The sequence below is a fragment of the Serratia sp. TSA_198.1 genome (assembly GCF_052686505.1).
In genome coordinates this window covers 431,152-453,859 of record NZ_JBQZFP010000003.1, presented here as the reverse complement: position 1 = coordinate 453,859, position 22,708 = coordinate 431,152, and the positions used below count along the sequence as shown (strand labels likewise).

At 55.5% G+C, this 22,708-nt stretch carries 18 protein-coding genes and 2 CRISPR repeat arrays (1 of these 20 cut by a window edge); of the genes, 16 read left to right on the top strand and 2 right to left on the bottom strand.

Going from position 1 to position 22,708, the window contains the following annotated elements; all coding sequences use genetic code 11:
- The first annotated feature begins 85 nt into the window (after positions 1-85).
- The 4 genes from yrbN to yedF all read left to right on the top strand — a co-directional run bounded on the left by yrbN (position 86) and on the right by yedF (position 3,727).
- Complete coding sequence (gene yrbN, locus ACUTSW_RS16715; RefSeq protein ID WP_096335046.1) at positions 86-166, top strand: protein YrbN; 81 nt, start codon at positions 86-88, stop codon at positions 164-166.
- Entirely contained in the window at positions 156-2,129 is a 1,974-nt protein-coding gene (locus ACUTSW_RS16710) for a DEAD/DEAH family ATP-dependent RNA helicase (RefSeq protein WP_062869313.1), read from the top strand. Before yrbN ends, ACUTSW_RS16710 begins: the two co-directional genes overlap by 11 nt.
- Before the next feature lie 147 nt (positions 2,130-2,276).
- The gene (gene yedE / locus ACUTSW_RS16705; RefSeq protein ID WP_013811280.1) at positions 2,277-3,491 is read left to right on the top strand and encodes a selenium metabolism membrane protein YedE/FdhT; all 1,215 of its coding nucleotides are present in this window, start codon (positions 2,277-2,279) and stop codon (positions 3,489-3,491) included.
- Positions 3,488-3,727, top strand: a complete 240-nt coding sequence (gene yedF / locus ACUTSW_RS16700; RefSeq protein WP_004952879.1) for a sulfurtransferase-like selenium metabolism protein YedF — start codon at positions 3,488-3,490, stop codon at positions 3,725-3,727. The genes yedE and yedF overlap by 4 nt, the downstream gene beginning before the upstream one ends.
- A gap of 8 nt (positions 3,728-3,735) precedes the next feature.
- Here the strand turns inward: yedF and ACUTSW_RS16695 are convergent, their stop codons facing one another.
- Positions 3,736-4,602, bottom strand: coding sequence for a helix-turn-helix transcriptional regulator (locus tag ACUTSW_RS16695; RefSeq protein WP_004952881.1), 867 nt, complete (start codon positions 4,600-4,602; stop codon positions 3,736-3,738).
- Between the two features lie 121 nt (positions 4,603-4,723).
- Between ACUTSW_RS16695 and ACUTSW_RS16690 the strand changes: the two genes are divergently transcribed.
- Positions 4,724-6,166: an MFS transporter gene (locus ACUTSW_RS16690; protein ID WP_445584927.1), complete on the top strand. Its 1,443-nt coding sequence runs from the start codon at positions 4,724-4,726 to the stop codon at positions 6,164-6,166.
- Positions 6,167-6,210: 44 nt separating this feature from the next.
- On the opposite strand, the gene ACUTSW_RS16685 is transcribed toward ACUTSW_RS16690, so the two are convergent.
- A complete protein-coding gene (locus ACUTSW_RS16685; RefSeq protein WP_241921393.1) occupies positions 6,211-7,224 on the bottom strand; it encodes a luciferase-like monooxygenase in 1,014 nt (337 codons plus the stop codon).
- A gap of 224 nt (positions 7,225-7,448) precedes the next feature.
- On the opposite strand from ACUTSW_RS16685, the gene ACUTSW_RS16680 reads away from it, so the two are divergent.
- From ACUTSW_RS16680 to cas2e, 11 genes are all read left to right on the top strand, one after another.
- Entirely contained in the window at positions 7,449-8,420 is a 972-nt protein-coding gene (locus ACUTSW_RS16680) for an HlyD family secretion protein (RefSeq protein ID WP_445584926.1), read from the top strand.
- Positions 8,402-9,556 (top strand): ABC transporter permease, encoded by a 1,155-nt coding sequence (locus ACUTSW_RS16675; RefSeq protein ID WP_062869328.1) that lies wholly within the window; start codon positions 8,402-8,404, stop codon positions 9,554-9,556. The genes ACUTSW_RS16680 and ACUTSW_RS16675 overlap by 19 nt, the downstream gene beginning before the upstream one ends.
- Positions 9,553-10,692 carry an ABC transporter permease gene (locus ACUTSW_RS16670; RefSeq protein ID WP_006323279.1) on the top strand — a complete coding sequence of 380 codons (1,140 nt, stop codon included), beginning with the start codon at positions 9,553-9,555 and terminating at the stop codon, positions 10,690-10,692. Before ACUTSW_RS16675 ends, ACUTSW_RS16670 begins: the two co-directional genes overlap by 4 nt.
- Positions 10,693-10,871: 179 nt before the next feature.
- Positions 10,872-12,426: direct repeats of the CRISPR family, unit length 29 nt; unit sequence GTGTTCCCCGCGTCAGCGGGGATAAACCG.
- A 364-nt stretch (positions 12,427-12,790) separates the two neighbouring features.
- Complete coding sequence (gene cas3 / locus ACUTSW_RS16665) at positions 12,791-15,475, top strand: CRISPR-associated helicase Cas3' (protein ID WP_445584925.1); 2,685 nt, start codon at positions 12,791-12,793, stop codon at positions 15,473-15,475.
- Between the two features lie 582 nt (positions 15,476-16,057).
- Positions 16,058-17,638, top strand: a complete 1,581-nt coding sequence (casA, locus tag ACUTSW_RS16660) for a type I-E CRISPR-associated protein Cse1/CasA (protein ID WP_445584924.1) — start codon at positions 16,058-16,060, stop codon at positions 17,636-17,638.
- Entirely contained in the window at positions 17,625-18,212 is a 588-nt protein-coding gene (casB, locus tag ACUTSW_RS16655; RefSeq protein WP_445584923.1) for a type I-E CRISPR-associated protein Cse2/CasB, read from the top strand. Before casA ends, casB begins: the two co-directional genes overlap by 14 nt.
- A 21-nt stretch (positions 18,213-18,233) precedes the next feature.
- Entirely contained in the window at positions 18,234-19,295 is a 1,062-nt protein-coding gene (cas7e, locus tag ACUTSW_RS16650; protein WP_445584922.1) for a type I-E CRISPR-associated protein Cas7/Cse4/CasC, read from the top strand.
- Between the two features lie 11 nt (positions 19,296-19,306).
- Positions 19,307-20,035 (top strand): type I-E CRISPR-associated protein Cas5/CasD, encoded by a 729-nt coding sequence (gene cas5e / locus ACUTSW_RS16645; RefSeq protein WP_445584921.1) that lies wholly within the window; start codon positions 19,307-19,309, stop codon positions 20,033-20,035.
- Positions 20,035-20,700, top strand: a complete 666-nt coding sequence (gene cas6e / locus ACUTSW_RS16640) for a type I-E CRISPR-associated protein Cas6/Cse3/CasE (protein WP_445584920.1) — start codon at positions 20,035-20,037, stop codon at positions 20,698-20,700. The genes cas5e and cas6e overlap by 1 nt, the downstream gene beginning before the upstream one ends.
- Positions 20,701-20,703: 3 nt before the next feature.
- Positions 20,704-21,624, top strand: coding sequence for a type I-E CRISPR-associated endonuclease Cas1e (cas1e, locus tag ACUTSW_RS16635; protein ID WP_445584919.1), 921 nt, complete (start codon positions 20,704-20,706; stop codon positions 21,622-21,624).
- Positions 21,624-21,917: a type I-E CRISPR-associated endoribonuclease Cas2e gene (cas2e, locus tag ACUTSW_RS16630; RefSeq protein ID WP_445584918.1), complete on the top strand. Its 294-nt coding sequence runs from the start codon at positions 21,624-21,626 to the stop codon at positions 21,915-21,917. Before cas1e ends, cas2e begins: the two co-directional genes overlap by 1 nt.
- An 84-nt stretch (positions 21,918-22,001) precedes the next feature.
- Positions 22,002-22,708: a CRISPR direct-repeat array (repeat unit 29 nt; unit sequence GTGTTCCCCGCGCTAGCGGGGATAAACCG) (it continues 2,314 nt past the right edge of the window).

The window sequence follows — 22,708 nt, the reverse complement described above, 5'->3', positions numbered from 1 at the left end:
GTTTTATAGCCAAAGTTATCGCCTTAACGGGCGAGGGCTTCTTTGTTCGTTTTATAATCTAATTTGAGCCGGTTCACACTTTTCAATGAAAATGACTGAAAATTTTCTCGACGAGTTATGTAGACTGGCTGCCATTATTAATGAGGCACGTGTACATGACTACTGAGCTTGAAACCTCTTTTGCTGACCTGGGGCTGTCTGCTCCTATCATTTCTGCCCTGACCGATCTGGGCTACGAAAAACCGTCACCGATCCAGGCTGAGTGTATTCCTCACCTGTTGAACGGCCGTGATGTGCTGGGCATGGCACAGACCGGTAGCGGTAAAACTGCAGCGTTCTCGCTGCCACTGCTGCACAACCTTGACGCTTCCCTGAAGGCACCACAGATTCTGGTGCTGGCACCGACCCGCGAACTGGCGGTTCAGGTTGCTGAAGCGATGACTGATTTCTCTAAACATATGACTGGCGTTAACGTTGTTGCCCTGTACGGCGGCCAACGTTACGACGTACAGCTGCGCGCCTTGCGTCAGGGCCCACAAATCGTAGTGGGTACCCCAGGCCGTCTGCTGGACCACCTGAAACGCGGCACGCTGAACCTCTCTAACCTGAGCGGTCTGGTGCTGGATGAAGCCGACGAAATGCTGCGCATGGGCTTTATCGAAGACGTAGAAACCATCATGGCGGAGATCCCGGCTGAACATCAGACCGCGCTGTTCTCTGCAACCATGCCGGAAGCGATCCGTCGCATTACCCGTCGCTTCATGAAAGATCCGCAGGAAGTGCGCATTCAGTCCAGCATCACTACCCGTCCGGACATCAGCCAGAGCTACTGGACTGCGCAAGGCATGCGCAAGAACGAAGCGCTGGTGCGTTTCCTGGAAGCTGAAGACTTTGATGCGGCGATCATCTTCGTGCGTACCAAAAACGCGACCCTGGAAGTGGCTGAAGCGCTCGAGCGCAGCGGTTACAGCAGCGCCGCACTGAACGGTGACATGAACCAGGCACTGCGTGAGCAGACCCTGGAGCGTCTGAAAGACGGTCGTCTGGATATCCTGATCGCTACCGACGTTGCCGCTCGTGGTCTGGACGTTGAGCGTATCAGCCTGGTTGTGAACTACGACATCCCTATGGATTCCGAGTCTTACGTTCACCGTATCGGCCGTACCGGTCGTGCTGGTCGCGCCGGCCGTGCGCTGCTGTTCGTGGAAAACCGCGAACGCCGCCTGCTGCGCAACATCGAACGCACCATGAAGCTGACCATTCCAGAAGTTGAGCTGCCAAATGCAGAGCTGCTGGGTGAGCGTCGTCTGGCCAAGTTCGCCGCTAAAGTACAGCAACAGCTGGAAAGCAGCGATCTGGACATGTACCGCGCACTGTTGGCTAAACTGCAGCCGGAAGAAGAGCTGGAAATGGAAACCCTGGCCGCAGCACTGCTGAAAATGGCGCAGGGCGAACGTCCTCTGATTCTGCCACCGGATCCGGTGTTCAAACCGCGTCAACGTCGTGAGTTCAACGACCGTGACGAGCGTGGTTCTGATCGTGGCAACGACCGTCGCCGTGAAGCGCGTCCAGACAGCCGTGACGGTGGTGCCGAGCGCCCACGTCGCGAACGTCGTGACGTTGGCGAAATGCAGCTGTACCGCATTGAAGTGGGCCGTGATGACGGTGTGGAAGTTCGTCATATCGTTGGCGCGATCGCTAACGAAGGTGACATCAGCAGCCGTTACATCGGTAACATCAAGCTGTTTGCCGGTCACTCCACCATCGAACTGCCAAAAGGCATGCCGGGCGAGATCCTGTCTCACTTTACCCGTACCCGCATCCTGAACAAGCCGATGAACATGCAATTGCTGGGCGATGCGCAGCCGCATGAACGTCGTGAGCGTCGCGAAGGCGGTGCTCCAGGTGCAGGTGGCGAGCGTCGTGGCGGTGGTCGTCCGTTCAACGGCGAACGTCGTGAAGGTGCCGGCGCCGGTGCACCGCGTCGTTCTTTCAGTGAGCGTCGCGAAGGCGGTGCTCCTGCTGCAGCTGGCGAACGTCGTGGCAACGCCAGCCGTGACGGTCAACGCGCACCGCGTCGTGATGATGCCGCTCCGGCTGCACCACGTCGCCGTTTCGGTGATGCATAACGTCTGATTTAACCGTTCGCGGTTAGTCACACTGAAAAACCAGCCTTCGGGCTGGTTTTTTTATGCCTGAAATTTGCCGTTAAGCGCGGTTAAATGGCGTATCCTTTATAAGGTTTTTTCTTATGGATACTACGCACAGGAGATGCCATGAGTTGGCAGCAATTTAAATCTCAATACCTGGTGCGCTTTTGGGCGCCACTGCCGGCGGTGATTGCCGCCGGGATACTCTCGACTTACTACTTCGGCATGACCGGCACCTTCTGGGCGGTAACCGGCGAATTTACCCGCTGGGGCGGCCATCTGTTGCAGGCGTTCGGTCTGCATCCTGAGCAATGGGGTTACTTTAAGGTCATTGGCCTTGAGGGCACGCCGTTGCAACGCATCGACGGCCGGATGATCATCGGTATGTTCGCCGGCTGTATCGCCGCCGCGCTGTGGGCCAACAACATCAAGCTACGCCGGCCACAGCACCGTATCCGCATTGTGCAGGCGCTGTTGGGCGGCATTATCGCCGGCTTCGGCGCGCGGCTGGCGATGGGGTGTAACCTGGCGGCATTCTTTACCGGCATTCCGCAGTTCTCGCTGCACGCCTGGTTCTTCGCGCTGGCGACCGCAGCCGGTTCTTACTTTGGCGCCAAATTTACCCTGCTGCCGCTGTTTCGTATTCCGATAAAACTGCAAAAAGTGCAGGCTGCCGCGCCGCTGACGCAAAAGCCAGAGCAGGCGCGTCGTCGTTTCCGCCTGGGAATGGTGATTTTTTGCCTGTCGATCGCCTGGTCGCTATGGACGCTGTTTGATGCGCCGAAGCTCGGTATCGCCATGCTGTTCGGCATCGGTTTTGGTTTGTTGATTGAACGCGCGCAGATCTGCTTCACCTCGGCGTTCCGCGATCTGTGGATCACCGGCCGCACCCACATGGCGAAAGCGATCATTATCGGCATGGCGGTCAGCGCCATCGGTATTTTCAGTTACGTGCAGCTCGGCGTTGCGCCTAAAATCATGTGGGCCGGCCCCAATGCGGTAATTGGCGGGCTGCTGTTCGGTTTCGGCATCGTACTGGCAGGCGGCTGCGAGACCGGCTGGATGTACCGCGCGGTGGAAGGGCAGGTGCATTATTGGTGGGTCGGGTTGGGCAATATCATCGGCGCCACGCTGCTGGCTTACTACTGGGACGATTTGGCCCCGGCGCTGGCTACCGACTATGACAAGGTCAACCTGCTGGACACCTTCGGGCCGATCGGCGGCCTGCTGGTCACTTACCTGCTGCTGGCGCTGGCGTTTGCCGCGATGCTGTGGTGGGAGAAACGCTTTTTCCGCGCCAAACCCGACGCACAGGTGGTTAATTTAAGGAGAGTGTCATGAAACAGGCGGCGATAGTGCCGGATTACCGGCTGGATATGCTCGGCGAGCCTTGCCCCTACCCGGCGGTGGCGACGCTGGAAGCCATGCCGCAGCTGAAACCGGGGGAAATTCTGGAGGTGATCAGCGATTGCCCGCAGTCGATCAACAACATTCCGCTCGATGCGCGCAACCACGGTTACAAGGTGCTGGATATCCAGCAGGACGGTCCGACCATCCGCTACCTTATCCAACGCTGACCCCCAGGTTACTCTGCGCCGCCGGTCAACTGATGCAGGCGGCGTTCACTCTGCTCATCTGCCGGCACATACACCAGCATCCGATCGCCGTTGCGCGGCGCCGACCACCAGTTATTCTGCCGCAGGCTCATCACCCCGACTAACGGATGGCGAAAGCGTTTGACGTTGTTGTCGATGCTGCGCACCTCATGCCTCTCCCAGAGGGTGCGGAAATCCTCAGAGACCGCCAGATAGCGCGCCAGTTGCGCCTCCCAGATCGGTTCGCCCAAATGCTCCGCCATTTGCGCGCGAAACAGCGCCACCATTTTCGGCATTACTTCATCCCAGTCCAACTGGCTGGCACGCCAGTGCTCGTGGGTGAACGCCAAATAGATACAGTTGCGATCTTCCGGTGGCAGTTCGGCCAGTTCGACGCCCATCAGCAGGCAATAGGCCCGGTTGAAACCCAGGATATCGAAGCGTGCGTTGGAAATGATTGCCGGCAGCGGGTCGAGCTGATCAAGGATTTTTTGCCCGTATGCCGACAACGGCTCACAGCCGTCGTTTTGCGTAGACGCCGGCAAGCTTTGTCCCGCCAGCCTGAACAGGTGGTGAGTTTCCGCTTCGTTGCATTGCAGTGCATTGGCGATCGCGGTCAGCGTTTTTGGCGAGGCTTGAATCGGCCGCCCCTGTTCCAACCAGGTGTACCAGGTGATGCCAACGTCGGCCAACTGCGCGACTTCTTCACGGCGCAGGCCGGGCGTGCGGCGTTGACGCATACGCGCAAGCCCCAGCCGGTTGGGATCCAGGCTCTCGCGGCGTGTGCGCAGAAAAGCGCCCAACAGCTTGCGGTTATCGGCGTGAACGCCAGAGGTAGTGCGGGTAGTTACGGGCATGAATAATTTACTCCTGCAACAAGACCGGTAGTTTTTATACCATGATAATCAAGCACTGGTACCCGTTTGCTTTAAGGGTGATGCTAATCACATTCCTGGGGTAACACAATGGATGAGAAGCATGAGCACACCATCAACGGCGGCCAAGCTGGGCCGCGTGGGGTTAATTATTTTATTGGCGGGGCAGTTGCTGCCGATGATCGATTTTTCCATCGTGAATGTCGGGCTGGATGCGATAGCGCAGTCGCTGGGAGCCAGCCCGGCGCAGTTGGAACTGATTGTGGCGGTCTACGGCGTGGCGTTCGCCGTCTGTCTGGCGATGGGCGGCCGCTTGGGGGATAACCTGGGGCGGCGCACCCTGTTCCTGTGGGGCGTGCGGATATTTGCCGTGGCCTCATTGATGTGCGGATTGGCGAACTCCGTCTGGCTGTTATTGGTGGCTCGCGTGTTGCAGGGGGTTGGCGCGGCGTTTATCGTGCCGCAAATCCTGGCCACCATTCATGTGTGCCTGCGGGGCCGCGAGCATACCAAGGCGCTGGGAATGTACGGGGCTATCGGTGGGTTGGCGTTTATCGTCGGCCAGGTGCTGGGCGGGTTGCTGATCACCCTTGATATTGCCGGCAGCGGCTGGCGCAGCGTATTCCTGATTAATATTCCGGTGTGCCTGTTGGTGCTGGCCTGCGCCCATCGCTGGGTGCCGAATACCCGTGGGGAGAAGCGGGTGAATGTCGATCTCCCCGGCACGCTGTTGCTTGGATTGACCATCGCCTGCCTGCTGTTCCCGCTGGCATTGGGGCCGGTATGGCACTGGCCGTGGCCTTGCCTGGTGCTGCTGGCGGCCAGCATCCCGCTGTTGTGGTTACTGTGGCGGGTCGAACGGCGGCAGGAGCAACGGCGTAATTTCCCGTTGTTGCCGCCGGCGCTGCTGCGCTTGCCGAGCGTGCGCTTCGGGCTGGTGATCGCCATCCTGTTCTTCTCCTGCTGGAGCGGCTTTATGTTTGTGATGGCGCTGACGCTGCAATCCGGCGCGGGGCTGAGCTCATTCCAGTCAGGCAATGCGTTTATCGCGCTCGGGGCGGCCTATTTTCTTTCATCGCTGCTGAGCAGCACGGTGGTGGAGCACTTCGGCAAGGTGCGGACGCTGATGTTTGGCTGCCTGATCCAGATGGTGGGTCTGTTGGCGCTGATGCTGACGTTGAAACTGGTCTGGCCGCATCCGGGGCTGTGGAATTTGATCCCGGCGACGGTGTTGATTGGCTTCGGGCAGGCGTTTATCGTCAGCAGTTTCTTTCGCATCGGCCTGTCTGACGTACCGACAGAGCACGCCGGCTCCGGCAGTGCCATGCTGGCTACGGTGCAACAGACGGCGCTGGGGCTGGGGCCGATCCTGCTGGGCACGCTGCTGGTGCAGATGCTGCATTTGGCGCCCGGTAATTACCTGAATGCGGTGCTGGTGGCGATTGCGGCCGAATTTTGCCTGATGCTGGTGTTGCTGAGCCGCACGTTGCTGTTTCTGCGGGCCGAACGCCGCCAGCAGGTGCATGAAGCGATAAAACAGGCCTGACGGCCCGGTTAAAGGTGGGGGAAGCCATTTCCCCCACCGTTCATTTAGCCTTTCACCACATCGCCTTTCACTCCGGCGACAATCTCAAACGAATGCAGCCGTGCCTGATGGTCAAAGATCTGGCCGTTGACCATGATTTCATCCGCGCCGGTTTCACGCAGCAGCGCCTGCAACCCGTGGCGAACGGTGCTTTCATTACCGACTATCGACATGCGCAGCGCCTGATCGACACCGTATTGCTCTCCGGCGCTCCATAGCGCGTGGATATTGTCCACCGGCGGCGGCAACGGGCCCGGCGAACCGCGGCGCAGGTTAATGAATTGCTGTTGCATCGAGGTGAACAGCCGGCGGGCCTCTTCGTCGCTGTCGGCGGCTACCACGTTGACGCACACCATGGCATGCGGCTGTGCGCATTGCTCGGAAGGTTTGAAGTTATCGCGATACAGCTTCAGCGCCTGGAACAGCATTTCCGGCGCAAAGTGGGAAGCGAAGGCGAACGGCAGGCCAAGCTGTGCCGCCAGCTGTGCGCTGTACAGGCTCGAGCCCAGTAGCCAGATCGGCACATGTAAGCCCTGGCCCGGCACGGCCTGCACCGGTTGGCCTGGTTGCGCATCGCAGAAATAATGCTGCAGTTCCTGCACGTCACGCGGGAAGTTATCCACTTCGCCGGACAGGTGGCGGCGCAGCGCCATCATGGTGCGCTGATCGGTACCGGGCGCGCGGCCAAGGCCCAGATCGATACGCCCCGGGTACAACGATTCCAGCGTGCCGAACTGTTCGGCGATCACCAGCGGCGCATGGTTAGGCAGCATCACGCCGCCGGAACCGAGGCGGATGCTCTGGGTACCGGCGGCCAGAAAGCCCAACAGTACCGAGGTGGCCGCACTGCCGATACCGGTCATATTGTGATGTTCCGCCAACCAATAGCGCTGAAAGCCCCATTTTTCGGCATGTTGTGCTAAATCTAAAGAGGCGTGAAACGCATCGCGCGGTTTGGCCCCTTGCGGAATGGGGGATAAGTCCAGTACCGAAAGCGGTACCACGGTTTTTTCAGTCATGACATCGTCCATCAGAGGAGTGATCGCTTAAAGGGCGATTGCAGGAGTCTGCAAACTACAAAGTCGAATGTGCTTTAGCGTTAAAAGCATAATCCAATTTAAGGTTATAAAAGAGGATATATGTGCTTGTGATATCCTTATGAGAAAAATGGTCTTTTTAGAGCCTATTAAAATATGGACGTGATGATCCCCACCTGCCGCTTACCGTTCCGGGAGCCTGAATAATGAAAAAAAAGACGCTGTTTACCCTGTTGTTGATGGTGGTGGCGATCGCTATGGCGATATTGTTCCGCGCGCATAATCAGGATCTGCTGTTGCAGGGCGAGGTGGATGCGCCGGAAGTGATTGTGGCCTCCAAAGCCAAGGGGCGGGTGATCGAGCGCCTGGTGGAGCGTGGCGATGACGTAAAGGGCGGGCAGGCGATGATTCAGCTCGACAGCCCGGAACTGATGGCGCAGCTGCGTTCCGCACAGGCGACGCGCGATGAGGCCAAAGCGCAGCTTGATCAGTCGCTGCATGGCACGCGTGAAGAGAGCATCCGCAATCTGCGCGCCAGCCTGGCGCAGGCCGAGGCGCAATACCGCAATGCGCAGAATGATTACAATCGCAACCTGAGTATCGCCGGCAAAGGCTATATCTCAAAGTCCGAACTGGACAGCTCGCGCCGTTCGCGCGATACCGCTTTCCAACAGGTGCAGGCCGCCAAGGCCAATCTGGACGAAGGCGTCAACGGCGACCGTATCGAACTGCGGCAGCAATACGCCGCGGCGCTGCGGGCGGCGGAAGAGAACCTGCTGGAAGTGAAAGCCCAAACCGATGATCTACGGGTTTTAGCGCCGGTGGACGGCGAAGTGGGGCCGATCCCGGCGGAAGTGGGTGAACTGCTGAATGCCGGTAGCCCGCTGGTGACGCTGATCCGCGTACCGGATGCCTACTTCGTGTTTAACCTGCGCGAAGACATTCTGGCTCACGTACGCAAAGGCGATAAGATCCAAATGCGGGTGCCGGCGCTGCAGAACAAAATGATTGAGGCAGAGGTGCGCTACATCGCGCCGCTGGGCGATTACGCCACCAAACGCGCCACCCGCGCCACCGGTGACTTTGATCTGAAAACCTTTGAAGTGCGCCTGTATCCGTCACAGCCGGTGGACGGTTTGCGTCCGGGGATGAGCAGCTTATGGCTATGGAAAGAGTAAAAGCCGGTTGGCGCTGCTTCAGCCACGCGTTTGACAACGAGTGCCGCATCGCCTTTCGCAGCCCGGTGGTGCACTGGTTAAGTTGGATCTTCCCGCTGATGCTGTTTGGCCTGATCAGCAGCAACTTCTCGGAAGGCACCTTGCTCGATTTGCCGGTATCGGTGGTGGACAGCGATCACAGCTCGTTGTCCAAATCGCTGACCCGCAGGCTGGATGCCGGCTCCCATGCCCACGTCGAAGCCTACGATGGCGGGCTGGATGAATCGCTGCACCGCCTGCGCAGCGCGCAGGATTATGCGCTGCTTTACATCCCGCCGGATTTCGAGGCCAACGCGCTGGCGGGCAAGCAGCCGAGCGTGGTGATGTATTACAACGCGCTGTTTTACGGCGCCGGGCTGTATTCCACTCAGGATTTCAGCGGCCTGATGACTGAAATCAACGCCAGTACCCGCAGCATCATCGCCGGCGAGATGGGCAAAACGTTGCCGCCGCTGGCGGACGTCACGCTGTCGTACGGCAGTTTGTTCAACGCCAGCGGCAGCTATATTTATTATCAGCAATTCGCCGCCACTATTCACCTGCTGCAGCTGTTTGTGGTGACCTGCATGATTTACGTGCTGGCGCGCAGCAAGTCACTGTTGAAGGCCAGGCCGTTCAGCCTGGCGCTGCTCGGCAAACTGGCGCCTTACACCCTGTGTTTCACCAGCCTGCTGATGGTGGAGATCGCGGCACTGGTGGGCATTTTTGACGCCCGCGTCAGCGGCAATCCCTTGTTTATGCTGATGATCGCCTTTTTTTACGTGATGGCGGCGCAGAGCGTCGGCCTGCTGCTGTTTACCTTTACCGGCAGCACTATCACTGCCTACAGCCTGATCGGCATCCTGGTGAGTATCGCGTTGACCTTCTCGGGCATGGCGGTGCCGGAGCTGTCGATGCCGCTGCCGGCGCGGATTATCTCCAATATCGAGCCGCTGACCCACGCGCTGTACGCCATGTTCGACGTGTTCCTGCGGCAGGTGCCGGCCAGCGCCATCTTCAGCGTCTGCGCGCTGCTGGCGGTCTACCCGCTGGTTACCGCGCTGCTGGTGCGTAACCGGCTGTTGCAGCGGTTGTTGAAGGAAGGGGGCGCGGGATGAAGATCTATTGGCAAACCTTTGTCCGGGTGCTGCTTGGCATGCTGGAACGGCCGATGTGGCTGATGCTGCTCCTGTCGTTGTGCATTATGAGCATGGTGTATGCCAACCGCACGGTGTGGGATCTGCCGGTTGGCGTGGTCGATCAGGACCATAGCACCGCCAGCCGCCAGTTGATCCGCCAACTGGACGCTACCTCGAAAATCGCGATTCAGACCTACGACAGCCAGGAGCAGGCCCAGCGAGACCTTGGCTGGCGCAAGCTGTTTGCGGTGATCATCATGCCGGTGGATCTGGAGAAGAAGATCCTGAGCGGGCAGAATATCGTGGTGCCGGTGTACGGCGACGCGACCAACCGCCTGGCCAACGGCCAGATCCAGCAGGACGTAGTGGCGGCTTATCAACAACTGTTGAGCCAGTACAACAACGGGCTGCTGCTGCGCAGCGGTTTCAGCGAACGCCAGGCGCAGGTGATCCTGACGCCGATCGTGGGGCAGACGCTGGACGTGTTCAACCCCGGCATCAGCTTTGCGGCAATCATTTTCCCCGGCCTGCTGGTCATGCTGTTGCAGCACTCGTTGTTGATCGCCTGCATACGCGTCAGCATCGCCATGAAGAGTACGCCGGGCGGTAAAGCACCGTTGGCGGCGCATCTGGGCGGGTTGACGGCGCTGCTGCCGATCTGGTTATTCCTGTCGATCGTGCTGTTTGTGCTGTGGCCGTGGGTGCTGGGTTACCGCCAGACGGCGGGCATCCCGGAAATTCTGTTGCTGACCTTCCCGTTCCTGCTGGCGGTGCTGGGGTTGGGCAAGCTGGTGACCGAGTGCTTGCGCAGCGTCGAGATGATCTACCTGACGCTGGCATTTATCACCACGCCGATATTCTACCTCTCCGGCACCATCTGGCCGCTGCAGGCGATGCCGGGCTGGGTGCGAACCATTTCCTATTGCATCCCCTCCACCTGGGCCACCAAGGCGATAGCCGGGGTTAACCAGATGGGGTTGTCGCTTAACGAAGTGTGGGGCGACGTGGTGATGCTGCTGGTCCTGGGGATTATTTATACCTTGCTGGGCGTCGGCGTGGGCTTTCTGCGCAACAGCGTGGCGTTGCGCAGCCTGTTTCGCAAGCGGAGTGCATAGCGCGAGGTGGTTGTAGTATTGCCGCAATAGTAGAGGTTTTCGGTGAATTTGCATTTTTGCAAATACGTGGTTTTTTATTGCATAAATATCAAATGGTTAGATTTTTTCAAAATGACTTAATTGTTGGTGGAATTTTATAGTCTTAAAAAATACAATTAATTCAGTTAGATAGTTTTAGAGTGTTCCCCGCGTCAGCGGGGATAAACCGTGAACGTTGACCTTGCCGCATCAGGCGTAGCGGTGTTCCCCGCGTCAGCGGGGATAAACCGGAAATATAACGCCCTCATCACCCGCCATGTCAGTGTTCCCCGCGTCAGCGGGGATAAACCGAGTACGTATCCGCCCTGCGTGCTGACGCTGCCGTGTTCCCCGCGTCAGCGGGGATAAACCGTGACTGTGTTGGTATGTTCGGGTGGGTGTCTTGTGTTCCCCGCGTCAGCGGGGATAAACCGGCTTCCGCCGCCGCAATGATTGTGTTGTAAAAGTGTTCCCCGCGTCAGCGGGGATAAACCGCAAGTTGTTTCATGGGTTACTCCTGATTGATAGTGTTCCCCGCGTCAGCGGGGATAAACCGAAACTGACAAATATTTTTGTGACCAAATACGCGTGTTCCCCGCGTCAGCGGGGATAAACCGTCTGACAGTTGGCCTTTCTTGGTCCACTGTTCGTGTTCCCCGCGTCAGCGGGGATAAACCGGCTGATCTGCTGCTATGATATTGGGATATTCAGTGTTCCCCGCGTCAGCGGGGATAAACCGTGACAAACATGGGGCCTCTGCTTCGAGGTCTGGTGTTCCCCGCGTCAGCGGGGATAAACCGACACGCTGGACGGTTACAGCTCCTCCCGCTCCGTGTTCCCCGCGTCAGCGGGGATAAACCGCTGAAGGTGGCCGGTATCGTACCAACGGTGGAGTGTTCCCCGCGTCAGCGGGGATAAACCGCCGGGAAAATTGACGGATTCCGCAAGACAAAAGTGTTCCCCGCGTCAGCGGGGATAAACCGATATATGCAGACTGTGTGCTGATATCGGCCAGGTGTTCCCCGCGTCAGCGGGGATAAACCGCAGTTTCGCCAGATCGTCACCATTGAGGATGCGTGTTCCCCGCGTCAGCGGGGATAAACCGCACCCAGAGTGGAATGTAATCGCCTGCTCATAGTGTTCCCCGCGTCAGCGGGGATAAACCGTTCAACGGAATGATTTTGGCAGTCTGTTTGTGGTGTTCCCCGCGTCAGCGGGGGATAAACCGTTTTCCCACCACGACAGGGCTGGGTATTTCTTGTGTTCCCCGCGTCAGCGGGGATAAACCGATGGCAAACAGGGCAGCGAGGAGTTTGTGGAAGTGTTCCCCGCGTCAGCGGGGATAAACCGCCATACCCAGATCGACAGCATCGGCCAGTACCGTGTTCCCCGCGTCAGCGGGGATAAACCGCGATCGTCAATCTTGATATGAATGCTCATTGCGTGTTCCCCGCGTCAGCGGGGATAAACCGGAATGCTGCATTATCTGCTATCCAAGCCTGATGTGTTCCCCGCGTCAGCGGGGATAAACCGGGGACAGCATTGTCCTACGTCGTGGAAACAGCGTGTTCCCCGCGTCTGCGGGGATAAACCGTTATCGGCAGTATGTAACCAGGCTAAGCAGTCGTGTTCCCCGCGTCAGCGGGGATAAACCGGTCTGGATCATGGTCAGATCTTCCAGCGATGGGTGTTCCCCGCGTCAGCGGGGATAAATCGACACTCCGTAGTTCCCAACGGACAGATGTCACTAATGAGCGTACTACTTACGAAACCATGTATATCTGGAGGTGGGTATCTTTCATAAAGAGTGGAACTGACATCGATTTGCTGATTTGATGTAATTTAAAAGCTATTAGGCATGGTAAGTTAGTTGCATTGTTAATTATTTTATTTTCTAGTTTTTCCCATGAGTTTTATGATTGCAGTTATATGGGATTTTAATTGATTTTGTGATGTTTTTTCCGGTTTGGTATGAGGTTAATTGGTTTTTTGTGTTTTAGAATAACTTATAGTTACCATTAACCTGGGGTGAGTGTTAAAACATACAATATATCGTTATTTTATCTAGCAGAGATTTTTTATGGGAAGCGATATTCCTGTTAATTATATGCGCTATTGGGGAAAGGCGAAAAAAACAGACCTTTCAGAGGGCGATGATTATCACTTATTAGCCTACCATTGCCTGGATGTAGCTGCATGCGGGTATCAACTGGTTATCGACAATCGTTTCCATGCGGCAGATATTTTGGCAAAGCTGGGATTCTCTCGTGAGGAGGGCGCTTACTGGTTTGCATTTTTTTTAGTGATGCATGATATCGGTAAGTTTGCGCGTGGTTTTCAAAGGCTTTATCCGCACAATAACCCGGCATTGGTGCCTGATGTGGGGCGAATTTATCCCCTACGTCATGACTCTCTGGGTTACTGGTTATTGAATAATTATATATTGCCCCGTTGGCAGGAAGAGGACGTCTCCCTGCTCCCTGGCAATGAAAATAAGAGGCAGTGGACAAAAAGCGTAGACATTTGGCTGCAGGTGGTCACCGGGCATCATGGTGAGCCGCCAGATACCGCCAGCGGCGCGTTAGCCTTTACGCATGAAGATATGTTGGCGGCAGAAGCGTATCTGCTTGCCATTCAGAAAATATTTCCCGAAACGTGCTTCCCACCGCAATTTGCCGATAAAGCCTGGCGTCACAGCTTAAAAAAACAAAGCTGGTTGCTGGCTGGGCTGGCGGTATTAGCCGATTGGTTAGGCTCTAACCAACAGTATTTTCCTTTTGTAGCGTCGCCAATGCCATTGGCTACTTATTGGGGGCAAGCACAGCGACAGGCGCAAGACGCCATTGCCTCCTTACCCCCGATATCGGCAGTTAATACTCGGTATGAATATAAAAGCATTTTCCCGTTTATCAAAACGTTAACCCCGTTGCAGCGCTATGCTGACGATGTGGATATCGGTGCCGATGGTGGGCAATTGTTTATTCTGGAAGATGTGACTGGCGCAGGGAAAACGGAAGCGGCGTTGATTCTCGTTAACCGTCTGATGGCACAGGGAAAAGCGGACGGTTTGTATGTGGGTTTACCCACCATGGCGACGGCGAATGCCATGTATCAGCGTCTGGCGGATGCTTACCACGCCTTATTTCAGCCTTCTTCTCGCCCCTCTTTAGTGCTGGCGCACGGTGCCAGTAAAATGTCCAAGGCGTTCAGCCAGTCGGTATGGCAAGGGGATAACACCGGGCAGCTACGTTATGACATGTCTGAATCCAGCGCCAGCAGCGAATGCAACAGTTGGTTTGCAGACTCGCGTAAGAAAGCGTTATTGGCCGAAGTCGGCGTCGGCACCTTGGACCAATTATTAATGGCGGCCATGCCATACCGCCATCAGTCGCTGCGGTTGCTAGGCATTAACCATAAGGTGCTTATTCTGGATGAAGTGCACGCTTATGACAGTTATATGGTGCGCTTGTTGGAGGGACTGTTGTATTTCCATGCTGCGCAGGGAGGCAGCGCAATTATCTTAAGTGCGACTTTACCTTATTCATTGCGTTGCAAATTGCTGACCGCTTTTTCTCGCGGCGCGGAATGGCCTGCGCCTATGCCTGTGCAGGACGCCGGTTATCCATGGGTATCACATCTGCATGGTCAGAATTTAATAGAAAAACAGCTGGCGACTCGTGCAGAAGTGCAACGCAGCGTCAGCGTGGGTTGGCTAACGCATCTTGAAGACGCCCTCACTATGATTGAGCAGGCCGTCGCTGAACAACGCTGCATTTGTTGGATACGCAATAGCGTTGATGACGCCATGCTGGTTTACCGTCAATTGCAGCAGCGCGGCAAGGTTTCCGCAGAAGACTTATTACTGTTTCACAGCCGTTTTGCCTTTGTCGATCGCTTGCATGTAGAGCAAAAGACGTTGGATTGGTTTGGTAAACATGCCGATCCGCAGGTTCGACGAGGAAAAGTGTTGATTGCCACTCAGGTAATTGAGCAGAGCCTGGATATCGATCTGGATATGATGATCAGCGATCTGGCACCCATCGATCTATTAATTCAACGAGCCGGACGTTTGCAACGACACATTCGTGATGAAAACGGCAATACCGGCAATATGGCGCAAGATGCACGCTCTTCGCCGGTATTATCAATCTTTGCGCCCGAATGGCAGCCGGATGCCCAGACGGATTGGCTCGGGGAGACGCTGCGCAATACCGGCTATGTTTATCCCGATCACGCCTGCCTGTGGCGTACGCAGGCGATATTGCGCGAATTGAAAGGCATCACTATGCCCGAACAGGCCAGAACTCTGGTGGAAAGTGTCTATGAAGGCCGCATCGAAGCCCCGCCGGCATTGTTACCGATAGAGGATAAAGTTTATGGCGCAAGGCTTGGCGAACGAATGGCCGCAGGGCAAAACGTATTGTCTCGCGACAAGGGATACGATCGCCGCGCCAGCAGCACGTTGTGGAATCCCGCTGCGGAGTTAACTACCCGGCTCGGCGAAGAAACCCTGGATGTTTACCTGGCCTACCGCACAGAGGAAGGTATTGAACCTTATGCCGGGGGAGACGAGTTTCCATGGGAAAAAAGCCGGGTACAGGTGAGGGAAAACTGGTGGCGCAAGAATTGTTCAGACCTCCCCCAACTTTCGGCACAAGAGCTGGAAGAGTTTCGGCAGCGGCAACATCGGCCTTTGGGCGTAGTGTTGCTGCTGGAGCCAGACTGCGACTACTACCATCAAGCACTGGGGTTGTTAGGAAGATAATCCATGTAGGTGTGAGAGTTCTTGAACGGTTTATCCCCGCTGGCGCGGGGAACGGATATCTTAAATGGTGATAGACGGTTTATCCCCGCAGATGTGGGGAACATGATTCCGCCGTAAGAATAGCAGCCATTGAGAGGTCAAAGGGGGATTTCTAGAGATTTTCATACATCGTTGCCTTTTGTATTAGGCTTCTTAGATAGTAATAGACTTAAAATTATTGCCTCTAACACTATCGTGGGATAGGATGCATTTGTCAGCACCTGGCAACGGGGGCTGTAAGGCAGGGCTCCCGCCGCCAGGGCCGAACGTTAGACACTCGTATCCTATGGTGGGGCTCTGTTGATAGTCAACCTGTAACGGAGGCACTATGCCGATTATCTTCAGACGTTATAAAAAGTCACCAACCGGGAAGCTGATGGACTCTCATGATTATGGCTACGCCGCCTGGCCAATCAAAGTGAAAGAACCGACCAAGAAACATCCAAGCAAGCGGTCCCCTGCCAGCCTGAGAGGGAAGAAGCGGTAAAACAAAAACGGCTCCAAGGATGGAGCTATCCAATCACGGAGATGGAGGATTACAACATGTTTTCACTACTTACCGAACCCTGGCTACCGGTTGTCACCCGCTCGGGCCAGAGTAAAAAGATTTCTCCGCAGCAATTGTCTGACGACGACATTATCGAACTGGCCTATCCGAGACCCGATTTTCAGGGGGCAGCCTACCAGTTTCTGATAGGCCTGCTGCAAACGGCGTATGCCCCTGAGGATGAGGATGAGTGGGACGAGATTTGGCAAGGGGGGATAGATCGCCCCGCCTGGGAGCAGGCTCTGCTGAGTATTGCCGACGCAATGCAGTTTGGTCCGCAAAAACCTGCTTTTTTGCAAGACTTCTCTTCGCTGGAAAGCGAAAACAGCTCCATTTCCGGCTTATTGGTCGATTCGCCCGGCGGTAACACGCTGAAGCTGAATAAAGACCATTTCGTTAAGCGCGACAGCTACCGGCGCTTTTGTCCGCATTGCACTGCCATGGCGTTATTCACCGTACAGACCAATTCACCGGCGGCGGGGGCTGGCTTTCGTACCAGTATGCGCGGCGGTGGGCCGATGACGACGTTGATGATGCCAAAAAACAACGATCTGCAGTTGTGGAAAAAACTTTGGCTGAATGTGTTGCCGCTGGAAAAGCCACCATCATTGGCTGAACTTCCTCTGATTTTCCCTTGGTTGGTACCCACGCGCACTAGCGAGAAGGCGGGCAATAGTGTCACGCCAGAAAACGCTCATCCTTTACAAGCTTACTGGGGGATGCCGCGGCGTATCGAGATTGATTTTGCTCAGACTGAAGTCGGTTGCTGCGATCTCTGCGGCGAACATCATCCCGCCTTGTTGACGCAAATACGCAATAAAAACTATGGCGTGCAGTATGAAGGTTGGCTGCATCCGCTGTCGCCTTATCGCCAGGCGGTTAAAGCGGGTTCGCCGCTGTTATCGCTCAAGGGGCAGCCGGGCGGCTTGGCCTATAAAGATTGGCTGGGCTTGGCGCTGGGGGGGGAGGATAAGTTCAATCGTGCCCTGCCGGCAGAGGTGGTGCGCGAGCAAAGCTATCGCCGGCTAAATCCGGCAGAACCGCTCTATCTTTGGTGTTTTGGTTTCGACATGGATAACGCCAAAGCGCGGTGTTGGTATGAACACCGTTTACCGAGCCTGATCATCGACAAAACGGCGCGGGCGCAGTTCACCGACATCATTGAACGGGTTATTGCCCTGGCGACAGGCAGCCTGTCATTGCTGAAATTGGCGCTGAAAGAAGCCTGGTTTGAGACGCCGAAGGAAGCAAAAGGCGACTTTAGCGCGCTGGATATCGCCTATTGGCAGGAGACCGAAGCCGATTTCCGCACGCTGCTGGCCTGCCTGATGCAGGAACTGTCCGACGAATCAACGGCAGCTCGCACCGCACTGCGCCAGTGGGAATTCGCCCTGCATCAATATCTGTTTGTGACTTTCGATCGGCTGGCGTTGAACAACCCGGACGATAATCAGGAATTGCTGCGCATTCTGACCGCACGGCGCCTGTTGGATAAAAATTATACCAAGCAGAAGGTACTGAAAGAATTGCAAACGCTGATGGCAGAACGCAAGGAGGTTCAGAGTGCTGAACAGTAATACCAGCAATGAATTGGTTTTTACGCAAATTGATGCGCAAAAGGTGTTAAAGCGTTGGTTTGAAGACTTGCAACAGCGAGATCACAGCAAGTCTTTTAACGGTCGTTTATGGCGGGCGGAGTTGCGGCGGACGAAAGGTCCTTATGAGGCGCTAACCTGCGAGGGGTTTCGTGCGTTGTGCCAGCGGCTGGAAAAAACCATGGCCTTTCAGCCTGGCGATATGCTGGCATTGGCATTGTTTGCCAGTGTTGCGGCGCATGCCCACCGGGCGAATGGGCAAGACAGCTTCGCGGCTCAATTGGGTAAAGAGTTAAAAAGTCGTCCCTGTTTGTCGCGGCTGCGTTTTGAACGTTTACAGCAGGCAAGACAGCCGGAAGAGCTGCATAGCCAACTGATTAAAGCCGTGAAGTTGCGCGGTGAAGAAGGGGTAAATGTGGTTTCACTGGCAGATGGGATTTTTCTATGGATGCGTGAATGGTTGGCGCGCGAGGAATACCGTAGCGTCGAAACCAATCCATTCCGTCGGAACAGTGTGCGTTGGGCCAGTGAATACCTGATGGCGTCTGGAAAATAAATTATTAATAAGGAATTAGTCATGACTACGTTTATTCAACTGCATTTATTAACCGCATACGCGCCCTCAAACCTGAACCGTGATGATACCGGGCGCCCGAAGACCGCCATCATGGGAGGCGTCGAACGCCTGAGGGTATCTTCACAAAGCTTAAAACGTGCCTGGCGAACTTCAGAAACTTTCTCTGCATTATTGAACGGGCATATTGGCGCACGCACACGGCGCCTGGGACGCGAAATTTATCAACAATTGTTGAGCGGAGGTGTGGCGGAGGATGCTGCATTATCGATCGCCGGCAATATCGCCGGCAAACTTGGCGCGATTAAGAAAGATAAAAATGCGACGCCTATTCAGAGTCTGGATATTGAGCAGTTGGTACATATCAGCCCGGAAGAGCGGAGCAGAATCAATCAACTGGTGAATGAATTGATCACGACGCAGCGCGAACCCAAAGAAGATGAACTGAACATCAAGCAGCTGTTAGGCGAGCAGGCGCAAGGCGTAGATATCGCCCTGTTTGGCCGCATGTTGGCATCTAACCCGGAGTTTAACGTTGAGGCCGCCTGTCAGGTTGCTCATGCTCTGGGGGTTAGCGCGGTGGCGGTAGAAGAGGACTTTTTCACTGCGGTCGACGATCTCAATCGCAAAGATGAAGATGCCGGTTCTGCCCACATGGGAGAACAGGGCTTCGCTTCGGCCCTACTGTATAGCTATATCTGCATCAGCCGCGACCTGTTGCTGCAAAACTTGAATGGCGATGAAGCCTTGCTTGAACGCACCTTGCGGGCATTAACGGAGACGGCAATTACTGTTTCGCCAACGGGGAAACAAAACAGTTTTGCTTCGCGCGCTTATGCTTCTTATGTGCTGGCGGAGAAAGGGGAATGTCAGCCGCGTTCTCTCTCGGTCGCTTTCTTCAATCCGGTTCGCGGAGAAGATCAACTTATGCAAGCCATGACAAGTCTGCAACAGCAGTACCAAAAGTTTGCGCGTGCGTATGACATGCATTCCGAACTTTATCAGCTGAATGTGGAAAACGGCGAGGGAACATTGGCTGGTTTGCTGGACTTTGTCGCCAAATAAAAGGAGGCCTCATGTCCCGCTATCTGCTATTTCAACTTTATGCGCCTTTGGTTTCCTGGGGCACGGCTGCTGTGGGGGAGGTGCGTCATACGGATGCGATCCCGACACGCTCGGCTTTGTTGGGGCTATTGGCCGCAGCATTAGGCATTTCCCGGGAGCGCGAAGAATACCTGAATCAATTTAACCAACATTATTGCTTTGCTGTCTTGCCACTGTCATCTCGTGAGCAATGGTTACGCGATTACCACACCACTCAGGTCCCGAGAGAGAATAAAAAACGTCGTTACTTCACACGGCGGGAAGAACTGACGCAGGCGCCGCAAGAAGTGGGCACGATGCTGTCCTCGCGTGAATACCGTTGTGATGCCTATTATCTGGTCGCCGTTAGCGCTGAATCTGACGCTCCGGAAGATCTGGAAACCTTGGCCCAGGCGCTGAGAAAACCTGTATTTCCCCTGTATCTGGGGCGTAAAGCATGCCCATTGGCATTACCTCTGGCACCCAGGATTTTGGAAGGGCATTTGGCGGACGTTTTTCGCGCCGGGGAAAAGCAGTTGGAACAGGATCTGGCCTTGTTGTATTTGCCTGCGCAACCGCTGGCGCTTTGCTATTGGGAAGGAATGGCCGAAGGCGTGGAGGTTATGGAGTCACGGCAGCGCAACGATCGGCCGATTAGCCGGCAGCGTTGGCAATTTGGTACGCGCATGCAATATAGCGGCAAGTATCGGAGGGATGCGTAATGTTTCTTTCTCGTATCACCCTGGATTTGGCCAGGCTGCCGCCGGTTATGTTGGACAAATGGCTCAGTGAACAACAGGCTTACGCCAGCCACCAATGGTTATGGCAACTGTTCCCCGACGAGCAGAAAAGGCGCTATTTATTCCGTCAGGAACCCTCGGCTTCTCAAGGTTTATTTTATCTTCTGTCGGAAGAACGGCCGCAACAGCAACACAATTTGTTCCAGATCCAGACTAAGCCGTTTGAACCGCAGTTGGTGAAAGGGATGAGCTTGTTTTTTAGCCTGCGAGCGAACCCGGTTGTTACCCGAAATAACAAACGCAGCGATGTAATGATGGACGCAAAATTTCATGCGAAGCGGCAGGGGATACCTTCCGATGAATGGCGAACATTGCAAGAACAGGCGGCTCAGCATTGGTTGCAGGGGCAGGGAGAGCGTCATGGTTTCCGGTTAGTGCCATTGGCGGAAAACTTCACTCATGTCGTCTCTTTCCAGTCGCAACGGCTGTCACGTCGCGATGGGGAAAAGCCGATTACTTTCAGTACTGTGGATTACGCCGGCTATCTGACGGTTACTGAACCGAAGCTTTTTTTACAGGCTTTGCATTCGGGTCTTGGCAAAAGCAGAGCATTGGGTTGCGGGTTATTGATGATCAAAAGGGGGTAATCGATGAGTTTTATCCCTCTTAACCCTATTCCCTTGAAAGATCGAACTTCAATGGTGTTCCTGCAATATGGCCAGATTGACGTCATTGATGGTGCGTTCGTCTTGGTGGATAAAACGGGAATACGGACACATATTCCGTTGGGGTCCGTGGCTTGCATTATGTTGGAACCGGGAACCCGAGTGTCACATGCGGCGGTGAGGCTGGCCGCGACGGCGGGCACATTGTTGGTTTGGGTCGGCGAGGCTGGGGTGCGGCTGTACGCCAGCGGCCAGCCGGGTGGTGCGCGTTCGGATCGTTTGCTTTATCAGGCCAAGTTGGCTTTGGATGAAGACTTGCGTCTGAAAGTGGTTCGTAAAATGTTTGAGCTGCGCTTCGGGGAGCCTGCGCCGAGCAGGCGCTCTGTCGAGCAACTGCGCGGTATTGAAGGCGCCAGAGTGAGGCAAACTTATTCGTTGCTGGCTCAGCGCTATGGCGTGAAGTGGCATGGACGGCGTTATGACCCTAAGGATTGGGAAAAAGGTGATGTGGTAAACCAGTGCATTAGTGCCGCGACGTCTTGTCTATATGGCATTACAGAAGCAGCAGTGCTGGCGGCGGGTTATGCGCCTGCAATTGGTTTTGTGCACACGGGGAAACCTCTGTCTTTTGTTTATGATATTGCAGACATTATCAAGTTTGAGGGCGTGGTTCCTAAAGCCTTCGAAATTGCCGCGAGTTCGCCGTTATCGCCGGATAAAACGGTGCGTATAGCCTGCCGGGATATTTTCCGTAGTCAAAAAACGTTGGCCCGATTGATCCCCTTGATCGAGGAAGTTTTAGCCGCTGGGGAAATCGCGGTGCCCACGCCTTTCGATGATGCACAGCCGCCAGCAATTCCGGAGCCTGTTGGGCTCGGCGACGTTGGCCACAGGAGCCGTGACTAATGGGAATGCTGGTGGTGGTGACGGAACAGGTTCCCCCAAGGCTGCGTGGTAGGCTGGCGGTCTGGTTGCTGGAGATTCGCGCCGGGGTTTACGTCGGTGATAGCTCACGCAAAGTCCGAGAGATGATTTGGCAACAGATCACGACGCTGGCAGACGAAGGGAATGTCGTTATGGCCTGGGCGACAAATAATGAGTCCGGGTTTGATTTCCAAACCTGGGGAGAAAACCGGCGTGAGCCGGTGGATCTTGATGGATTAAGGTTGGTCTCTTTCTTGCCCTTGGAAAATCAGTAGGTTATAGATCTTTAAAAACACGGAAAACTTGGTGGAATTTTAGAGGTGTAAAAATTTCTATTATAACAATTAGTTAGGTTTAGAGTGTTCCCCGCGCTAGCGGGGATAAACCGGTGAGATGGAGGGCTGGGAATTTCGCGGGCGGGTGTTCCCCGCGCTAGCGGGGATAAACCGTACACAGCAGAATTGAATATTTCGATGCACCAGTGTTCCCCGCGCTAGCGGGGATAAACCGGAACTGACGGTGTTTTACCCATGGCTCGCATCGTGTTCCCCGCGCTAGCGGGGATAAACCGGGAAATGGTCTGAGGCATCGAGGGCCGTCGATGTGTTCCCCGCGCTAGCGGGGATAAACCGCCAACCCCGTCAAGGGTCATTATCGCCGCATGCGTGTTCCCCGCGCTAGCGGGGATAAACCGGGTCGATGTCTTCAGGCGCAGTCTGCAATCTGGTGTTCCCCGCGCTAGCGGGGATAAACCGGCGGTGAGATGCGCGGAACCTTCAGCCATAGCGTGTTCCCCGCGCTAGCGGGGATAAACCGGATGCAGACCGCCGTAATTTGGTTGGGCGCTAGTGTTCCCCGCGCTAGCGGGGATAAACCCACACCATCAAGCTTGTCTGCAAAATCGATAGCGTGTTCCCCGCGCTAGCGGGGATAAACCGAGGATTTGTCTATCCTGCGCGGTCTGCCGGCCGTGTTCCCCGCGCTAGCGGGGATAAACCGTATATCTTAATATTATTTGATTAAGCGGCTTGCGTGTTCCCCGCGCTAGCGGGGATAAACCGCCGGT